This window comes from Cupriavidus sp. GW823-FHT06D04, from assembly GCF_058795055.1.
Genome location: NZ_JBXAHL010000087.1, coordinates 1 through 7357, shown reverse-complemented (window position 1 = coordinate 7357; position 7357 = coordinate 1). Strand labels below are relative to the sequence as shown.

Here is a 7357-nt window from a genome sequence, read left to right as displayed (position 1 = left end):
ATGTGGCGGCGGCAATGGGAGCAGGTCATCCCGTTCTTCGCCTATCCGCCGGAAGTGCGCAGAATCATCTACACCACGGATGAAGTTGACAAGCGCCCGGTGTGCTTTCGGTCGTTTATGGCGTCCGTATCGGTGGCCACGGAGCGCGTACCGCACTTGCCTGCGGTCGCGCCTGCTTCCAGCGCGAGAACAGGCGTTGGTAAGCCTGCTCGGCTTGCTCGCCGGCCGCACGCTCCAGATCCCGGACGGACTTCAGATTGTAGGCGGCGGCAGACCCCTTGCGGCTACCGCGACGCGCAGGAGGCCTGCCTGCCTGCAGTTCCAGCTCACGGGCCTTGCGCGCAGTGAGCGCCGGGCGATCCCAGGCGAAGGATTCGTTACGCGTGAGGACGTGCCAGACGATGATCGCCAGCTTGCGTGCCGTGGCAACGGCCGCGATCTGCTGACCGCGATGATCCCGGATACGTAGGAAGAAGGCTCGGACGGGGCCGGCCGTTTGGGCCGCGGCCCAGGCAGCCTCGACCAGCATGGCACGCGCATAGGAATGTCCGCGCTTGCTGATGTGTCCGTGCTTTGCTGGTTGCAAGCCGGATTGGTAGACCGAAGGATTGAGGCCAAAGTAGCTGACCAGTTTCTCCGGCGAGCGAAAGCGAGCGATATCGCCAATGGCCGAGATCAACCCGATCGCAACGGTGGTGTTGATGCCGGTGATGGTCAGCAGCTTGCGCAGCCTGTCGTCCAGAATAGCGGATTGGGCCAGGACGCGCTCAACCTGCTGCAGATTCTCTGCCAGCCGGTCGAGCTCATGCAACCGCTGGTCGATCCCGATGCGCTCGTCCATGGGTAGCTGCTGCAGGCTCAGCCAGGCCCGCCCTTTCTTGCCAAACAGGTCTGTGGCGGGACACCGTTCGATGAGATGGGCGGCAAGGACAGCGTGAATCTCATTCTTGAGCCGCGTCCGCTGCCGCACGATCTGGGCGCGGCGCGACACCTGCCGCCGCATCGCTTGCGTGGCCTCGTCTGGAATCCAGACCTCGGGCAGGAAGCCACTCGCATAGAGTTGCGCAAGGATTGCCGCATCGATCTTATCCGTCTTCACGCGGGCTTCAGCGATCAGGCGGACTTGCAAGGGGTTGGCGACAATCACCTTGCCGACATGACCTGTCAGTACGTTCGCGATGGCGATCGTGTTGCCGGTCGCCTCGAGTACCACGTGGTCGTCGGGCTTCAGCTTGTCAGCAAAGCGTTCCAGCTCGTCGCGTCGCAGTCCGACGCGCCCGCCGGCGCGTAGCAGGCCGTTCTCCAAATAGGCGATTTCGGCCACCGATCGCGATACATCCAGTCCTATCACTCGCATTGGCGTCTCCCATGGGAAACATCGCAAATGGGAGCCGGGGGGACAGCACGACAACTACGGATTCGCGCTCGCAGCGCAACCGGGCGGGTCGCAGGGGCGGCCAACTACTAACACGAGCTCGCAGCTCAACGTATATGAACGGCCTGCCCACCCGAAGTGCTCCCCGGTGCCCCTTGTCCCGGATGGTCGAACCATACACCAAGTTACGCGGTGAGGAGAGGACGGGCACCGGTTCCTATCATGCCGGTTACTAATGCCATCGAGAGCATGCACATGCAGTTGCGCAAGATCGTCAAGAACCGGGGCCACTTCCCCAGCGACGAAGCCGCCAGCAAGCTGCTGTACCTGGCCTTGCGCAACATCGAGAAAGATTGGAAGATGCCGCCCATCACCTGGAAACAAGCGGCCAACCAGTTCGCCATTCTCTTCGGTGACCGCTTCACCAACGCCCTACGCTGAGATTTATTTAACCGACCTCAGCACACAGAATTCCTGACACCTCCGCAACCACGCAAAACGGCAAGCACCGCCGCCATATGACCAACACCGTGCAATTTATGGCCAGCCGCCCCCAGGCGACGCGCTCTTTGCCTACTTTCTGTCGCTCGGACAGAAAGTAGGTCGCCGGCTACGCCGGCGAAACAGCCCACGCTAGTCAAGAACCACACGCCAGCCAAGACCCCCACCCCCATCCAGCCCCTCCCCCCTCAATCCGCCTGAATCTTCGCCGCCTTCACCACCCCACCCCAAAGCGCCAGCTCCCGCTGAATCCGATCCCCCAGCGCCTTCGGCGTGCTGATATTGACGTCATACCCCCCCGCCGTCATACGTTGCCGGAAAGCAGCATCCTCCCCAACCGCCTTCTGCGCCTTGACCAGCTTGTCCACCACATCCGCCGGCAGCTTCTGCGGCCCCACCAGCGCATACCAGCCAGTCAGGTCATAGCCCTTCTGCCCCGACTCGATCATGGTCGGCACGTTCGGCAGCGCCGGGTTGCGGGTCTTCGACGTAACCGCCAGCGCACGCACCTTGCCGCCATTGATATGCCCGATGGCCGTCCCGGTAATGTCGAACATGAACGTCACCTTGCCACTCATCACGTCAGCCATGGCCGGCGCATTACCCTTGTACGGCACGTGCAGCATCTTCACGTTGTTCATCTGAGCCAGCAGTTCCGCGGACAGATGGTTCGATGCCCCAATGCCGGCCGAGCCGAACGAGACCCCCTCAGGGTGCGTGCGCGCATAGTCGACCAGCTCGCCCACGTTCTTCGCCGGGAAGTCCTTGTTCACCAGCAACACGTTGGTGTAATCGGTGATCAGGCCGATATAGGTAAAGTCCTTGACCGGGTTAAAGTTGACCGAGTGCTGGATCAGCGGGGTCATGGTCATGGTCGGGCTGGCGACGAAATACAGCGTGTAGCCGTCCGGCGCCGCCTTGGCGGTCATGTCGGCGGCGATCGCGCCGCTGGCGCCCGCACGGTTGTCCACCACCACCGGCTGCTTGAGCGCGCGCCCGAGCTGCTCGGCATAGATGCGCGCGGCGGTGTCGACCGGGCCGCCGGGCGCGTAGCCCACCAGCAGCTTGACCGGCCGCGACGGGTAGGCGTCGGCGGCCCACGCCGCGCCCTGCACCAGCAGCGTGGCGGTCAGGGCTGCCAGTGTCGTCCATGTCTTCATGGTTGTCTCCTCCAGGTATGGCTGATATTGCCCGGGGCCAGCATGCCCGGCGGGCGCTTAATCGAGCAAGGCGCGCAGCGGCTGCTTGAGCAGCTTGCCGCTCGCCGTGGTCGGAATCACCTCGACGGTGCGGACCTCGGCCGGGCGCTTGTACGGGGCCAGGCTCTCGCGCAGGTAGGTGTCCAGCGCCTTGCGGTCAAGCTCGGCGCCGTCCTGCATTTCAATGAAGGCCACCACTTCCTCGTTGCCGTCGGCGGTGGTGCGTCCCACCACGGCCGACTGGCGCACGCCGGGGAAGGCGTTGATCACCGACTCGACCTCGATCGGGTAGACGTTGAAGCCGGAGCGGATGATCAGGTCCTTGGAGCGGCCGGAGATAAACAGCGCGCCGTCGGCATCCAGGTAGCCCAGGTCGCCGGTGTTGAGCCAGCCGCCGGGCAGCAGCGCCTCGGCGGTCTGCTCGGGGTTGTGGTAGTAGCCCAGCATCACGCCCGGGCCGCGCACGCGGATCTGGCCGCGCTCGCCGGCGGGCAGCGGCTTGCCTTCGGCATCGGTGATCTCGATCTCCACGCCTTCGACGATATAGCCGGCCGAGCAGTCGGCGCGCGGGGCTTCCATGCGCGTGATGAAGAGCGAGCCGGCGTATTCGGTGATGCCGTAGCCATGGTGCAGCGCCTGGCCGAACAGGGTTTCGACCTCGCGCTTGAGCGTGGGGTCCAGCGGCGCGCCGCCGGTATAGAGGTAGCGCAGGCGCGGATAGGCGCCGGGCTTCGCGCCGACGGTGGGCGCCACCGCCATGATGCGCGTGAACATGGTCGGCACGCCCTGCAGGATAGTGACGCCGGGCGACGCCAGCGACTCGAACACTTCATTGGCGTCGAAGCGAGGGCGCAGGAACAGGCTGGCGCCGGCATACAGCGTGGCCATCAGCACCGTGGCAATGCCGAAGATATGCGACATCGGCAAGGCGCCGTAGGCCACGTCGGCCGGGCCCATGTCGCGCGAGGTGGCGGAGATGCGCGCAAACTGCGTCAGGCCCGCATGCGGCACCATCACGCCCTTGGGCGCACCGGTGGTGCCGGAGGTATAAATCAGCGTGGCGACGCTGCGGGCCAGCCCGGCCGGCTCGCGCTGCGGCGGGGTGGCCGCGCGCACCACCCGCATGCCAGCGTCGAACACTGGGCAGCCGGTGGCCTGTGCGCCCAGCCGCTCGCCGTGCGCCGCGGCCACGTCGGACACATGGCCGGTGAACAGCACCAGCGCCGGCTGCGCATGATCGCGGATATTGTCGATCTCGCGCGCGGACAGGCGCGCGTTGACCTGGATCGGCCAGGCGTGCAGCAGGCTGCTGGCGAACAGCGTGACCACCATCTCGTTGCAGTTCTCGCCGACCACCATCACGCGGTCGCCCTCGCCCACGCCCTGCGCCGCCAGCCAGTCGCGGGCGGCCTCGATGCGCCGCCACAGCTCGCCGTAGCTGATGACGGCGCCGTTCTCGTGCAGGCACGGCGCGTCGGGCGTCTGCGCGGCCCAGTAGCGGGGGATGTCGTGGATATATTCGGGGCGGAAGGAAGACATGGTGCTGGTGGGTCTCTCGATGCAGGCTGAGTCGGATATGCGGCGGAATGCACCCGGCCACATGAAACTGGCTGCATCAGTTTGCGGCAAGCCCCGTGCCGGAGCCATTTGGAATTCACTAAGGCCGTGTTCGTCAACGCCACTGGCCAGCCGCCGTCCGCCCCGCCACCACCCGGCGCAGGTGGTTCCGCCTCCACGAAGGACGGCTTTATCATTGATGAAGCAAGGAATCGCGCCCGGCCCCTACAATCGGCCGGCACAGTGAGGGCCGCCGCTTTGACGCACCGCACAACCAGGCTGAGCCAAAAGCGCCGCGCGGCCCGCGTACCACAGGGGACATTCAGATGGATTTGCGTTTCACCGCCGAGGAACAGGCCTTCCGCGAGGAGGTCCGCACATTCGCGCAGGCCAGCCTGCCGGAAGACATCCGCAACAAGGTACTCAACCACCAGCGCGTGGAAAAGGACGACTACATCCGCTGGCACCGCATCCTGCAGGCCCGCGGCTGGGGTGCGCCGACCTGGCCCAGGCAATGGGGCGGCACCGGCTGGACCGCGCTGCAGCGCCTGATCTTCGAGATCGAGACCTTCCGCGCCGGCGCGCCGCGCATGCTGCCGTTCGGCCTGACCATGATCGGGCCGGTGCTGATGAAGTACGCCAGCCCCGAGATGCAGCAGCGCTTCCTGCCGCGCATCCCCAATATCGACGACTTCTGGTGCCAGGGCTACTCCGAGCCGGGCTCGGGTTCCGACCTGGCCTCATTGAAGACGCGCGCGGTGCGCAAGGGCGACAAGTACATCGTCAACGGCCAGAAGACCTGGACCACCATGGCCCACTTTGCCGATTGGATCTTCTGCCTGGTGCGCACCGACCCGGAGGCCAAGGCCCAGGAAGGCATCTCGATGCTGCTGATCGACATGAAGTCGCCCGGCGTGACGGTGCGCCCGATCAAGACGCTCGACGGCGGCCATGACGTCAACGAGACCTGGTTCGAAGACGTGGAAGTGCCGGTCGAGAACCTGGTCGGCGAAGAGAACCGCGCCTGGACCTATGCCAAGTACCTGCTCGGCCATGAGCGCACCGGCATTGCCGGCATCGGCCACTGCCACCGCGAGCTGCGCCTGCTCAAGCACTACGCCAGCCAGGCCACCGACGGCGCCGGCCGCCCGCTGATCGAAGACGTGCGCATGCGCGACAAGATCGCCCGCGTCGAGATGGACATCATGGCGCTGGAAATGCTGCTGCTGCGCGTCGCCACGCAGGCCGCCGGCACCCCCGGCCCCGAGGCCTCAATCGTCAAGATCCGCGGCTCCGAGGTGCAGCAGGACCTGGGCATGCTGATGATGGAAGTGGCCGGCCCCAACGCCTGGCCGTATTCGCCGGAATGGCTTGAGCCGGGCGCGACGCAGCCGGTGGCGGGCCCTGACTGGGCCGCCCCTGCCGCCTCCACCTACTACGACATGCGCAAGACCTCGATCTACGGCGGCGCGACCGAAGTGCAGAAGAACATCATCTCCAAGATGATCCTGGGTTTCTGAAGGGATAGCTGACATGGACTTCACCTACAGCGAAGAGCAACAGATGCTGGCGGACAGCCTGCGTCGCTTCATCGATACCGAATACACGTTCGAGGCCCGCCGCAAGAGCACGCGCGCAGGCGAGAGCCTGGATCGCGGCATTTGGAACAAGCTCGCTGAAATGGGCGTGCTGGGCCTGACCGTGCCGGCCGACTTCGGCGGCTTCGGCGAAGGCCCCGCCAGCCAGCTGGTGGTGCAGCGCGAACTGGGCCGCGGCCTGGTGCTGGAGCCGGTCACGCCCAGCGGCGTGATGGCCGCGGCCATCCTGGCCGCCCACGGCAGCGCCGCGCAGAAGGAAGAATGGCTGCCCGCGATCGCCTCGGGCGAGCGCATCGTCACGCTGGCCTACCTGGAGCCGACCACCCGCTACCGCCCGGAATCGGCCCGCGCCAGCGCCGAGCGCAGCGGCGACGGCTACGTGCTCAACGGCATCAAGAGCGTGGTCTGGCACGGCGGTGCCGCCGACGCCTACCTGCTGACCGCGCGCGTGGCCGGCAGCAATGAGATTGCGTTGTTCCTGGTGCCGCGCGACAGCAAGGGCCTGGGCGTCACCGCCTATCCCACCATCGACGGCCTGCGCGCCGCCGACCTGTCGCTGCAGGACGTGACCGTGCCGGCCAGCGCGCTGGTGGGCGAGCCCGCTGACGGCCTGGCCGCGCTGGGCGTGGGCCTGGAGCATGGCGTTGCCGCGCTGTGCGCCGAGGGCGCCGGCGCCATGGAAAAGCTGATCGAGATCACCGCCGAGTACCTGGGCACGCGCCAGCAGTTCGGCAAGCCGCTGGCCAGCTTCCAGGCACTGCAGCACCGCATGGCCGACATGCTGGTGCAGAAGGAACTGGCGCTGTCGATGGCCTACGTCGCAGTCCAGGCGCTGGACGAGGCCGATCCCGCCACGCGCCGCCGCATGCTGTCCGCGGCCAAGGTGACGCTGGCCCGTGCCGGTCGCTTCGTCGGCCAGCAGGCCGTGCAGCTGCATGGCGGCATGGGCATGACGGATGAGCTGTCCGTGGGCGACTACTTCAAGCGCCTGACCATGCTGGACCAGTTGCTGGGCGACAGCGACTACCATCTGCAGCGCTTCGGCGAAGTGATGGAAGCCTGACCCTGGCTGCGGCCGCTGGCCGCACGCTGGCGGGGGGGGGGGGGGGGGGGGGGGGGGGGAGGGG

General features: G+C 66.4%; 5 protein-coding genes and 1 pseudogene. 3 read left to right on the top strand and 3 right to left on the bottom strand.

Features of this window, described 5'->3' with window-relative positions:
- Positions 1-115 precede the first annotated feature (115 nt).
- The gene (locus tag AC1Q7H_RS39540) at positions 116-1342 is read right to left on the bottom strand and encodes an IS110 family RNA-guided transposase (RefSeq protein ID WP_492382497.1); all 1227 of its coding nucleotides are present in this window, start codon (positions 1340-1342) and stop codon (positions 116-118) included.
- 252 nt (positions 1343-1594) lie between these two features.
- On the opposite strand from AC1Q7H_RS39540, the pseudogene AC1Q7H_RS39535 reads away from it, so the two are divergent.
- A pseudogene (locus AC1Q7H_RS39535) lies at positions 1595-1816 on the top strand (transposase); the annotation flags it as partial.
- A gap of 248 nt (positions 1817-2064) precedes the next feature.
- On the opposite strand, the gene AC1Q7H_RS39530 reads toward AC1Q7H_RS39535, so the two are convergent.
- Both AC1Q7H_RS39530 and AC1Q7H_RS39525 read right to left on the bottom strand, forming a co-directional pair.
- Entirely contained in the window at positions 2065-3036 is a 972-nt protein-coding gene (locus tag AC1Q7H_RS39530) for a Bug family tripartite tricarboxylate transporter substrate binding protein (RefSeq protein ID WP_492382496.1), read from the bottom strand.
- A gap of 57 nt (positions 3037-3093) precedes the next feature.
- The gene (locus AC1Q7H_RS39525) at positions 3094-4614 is read right to left on the bottom strand and encodes a class I adenylate-forming enzyme family protein (RefSeq protein ID WP_492378306.1); all 1521 of its coding nucleotides are present in this window, start codon (positions 4612-4614) and stop codon (positions 3094-3096) included.
- A gap of 344 nt (positions 4615-4958) precedes the next feature.
- Here AC1Q7H_RS39525 and AC1Q7H_RS39520 point away from each other — a divergent pair, with 344 nt between their 5' ends.
- Both AC1Q7H_RS39520 and AC1Q7H_RS39515 read left to right on the top strand, forming a co-directional pair.
- Positions 4959-6152, top strand: a complete 1194-nt coding sequence (locus tag AC1Q7H_RS39520) for an acyl-CoA dehydrogenase family protein (protein WP_211979701.1) — start codon at positions 4959-4961, stop codon at positions 6150-6152.
- A 13-nt stretch (positions 6153-6165) separates the two neighbouring features.
- Positions 6166-7293 carry an acyl-CoA dehydrogenase family protein gene (locus tag AC1Q7H_RS39515; protein WP_492382495.1) on the top strand — a complete coding sequence of 376 codons (1128 nt, stop codon included), beginning with the start codon at positions 6166-6168 and terminating at the stop codon, positions 7291-7293.
- The last annotated feature ends 64 nt before the right edge of the window (positions 7294-7357 follow it).

Excerpts from the sequence above, each read along its gene's own strand:
- AC1Q7H_RS39515 (WP_492382495.1), top strand. The coding sequence starts at position 6,166 with ATGGACTTCACCTACAGCGAAGAGCAACAGATGCTGGCGGACAGCCTG.
- AC1Q7H_RS39530 (WP_492382496.1), bottom strand. The coding sequence starts at position 3,036 with ATGAAGACATGGACGACACTGGCAGCCCTGACCGCCACGCTGCTGGTG.
- AC1Q7H_RS39520 (WP_211979701.1), top strand. The coding sequence starts at position 4,959 with ATGGATTTGCGTTTCACCGCCGAGGAACAGGCCTTCCGCGAGGAGGTC.
- AC1Q7H_RS39525 (WP_492378306.1), bottom strand. The coding sequence starts at position 4,614 with ATGTCTTCCTTCCGCCCCGAATATATCCACGACATCCCCCGCTACTGG.